This is a genomic window from Staphylococcus sp. HMSC035D11 (assembly GCF_001836075.1).
GTDB lineage: Bacteria > Bacillota > Bacilli > Staphylococcales > Staphylococcaceae > Staphylococcus > Staphylococcus hominis.
This window is the reverse complement of record NZ_KV827217.1, coordinates 1-1,094: the sequence shown is the minus strand read 5'-3', so window position 1 is coordinate 1,094 and position 1,094 is coordinate 1. Positions and strand designations below refer to the sequence as shown.

Genomic DNA, 1,094 nt, shown 5'->3' with positions numbered 1-1,094 from the left:
AAAAAAAAATTGGAATTAAAGGAAAACAAGACATTGAAAAGTATGGAATAGAAAATTTTATAAATGAATGTAAAAAAAGTGTATTTAATTATGAAAAAGAATGGCGGGATTTTTCTAAAGATTTAGGATACTGGGTTGACATGGACTCCCCCTATATAACTCTTGAGAATAATTATATTGAAAGTGTATGGAATATATTATCTACATTCCATAAAAAAGGACTATTATATAAGGGACATAAGGTGACTCCTTATTGTACACATGATCAAACCGCTTTAAGTTCTCATGAAGTAGCGCAAGGCTATAAAAACGTTAAAGATTTATCAGCTGTTGTTAAATTTCAACTTACAAATAGTAAAGATACTTATTTCTTAAGTTGGACTACCACTCCCTGGACTTTGCCTGCAAATGTAGCATTAGCTATAAATAAAGATCTTAATTATTCAAAAATTCGGGTAGAAAATGAGTATTATATCTTAGCTACAGATCTAATTAATTCTATAATAACTGAAAAATACGAAATTATTGATACCTTTTCAGGAAGTAATTTAATTAATTTAAAATACATTCCTCCTTTTGAAAGCGACGGTTTAGTTAATGCATATTACGTTGTTGATGGAGAATTTGTTACTAACTCAGAAGGAACTGGTATTGTTCATATAGCACCAGCTCATGGGGAAGATGACTACCAATTGGTTTTAGAGCGTGATTTGGATTTCTTAAATGTTATAACAAGAGAAGGAGTATATAATGATAGGTTCCCTGAATTAGTTGGTAATAAAGCTAAAAATAGTGATATAGAAATCATAAAATTATTATCCAAAAAACAACTTTTATATAAAAAACAAAAATATGAGCATAATTATCCTCATTGTTGGAGATGTGGTAATCCTTTGATATATTATGCGATGGAAGGTTGGTTTATTAAAACAACTAATTTTAAGAATGAAATTATTAACAATAATAATAATATAGAGTGGTTTCCTTCTCATATTAAGGAAGGGAGAATGGGAAATTTCTTAGAAAATATGGTTGATTGGAACATTGGTAGAAATAGATATTGGGGAACACCATTAAATGTATGGATTTGCAAT

General features: G+C 28.7%; 1 protein-coding gene. It reads left to right on the top strand.

Features of this window, described 5'->3' with window-relative positions; genetic code table 11:
• Nucleotides 1–1,094: class I tRNA ligase family protein (locus tag HMPREF2647_RS00795; protein WP_141756741.1), on the top strand; the 1,094-nt coding region annotated here is incomplete at both ends.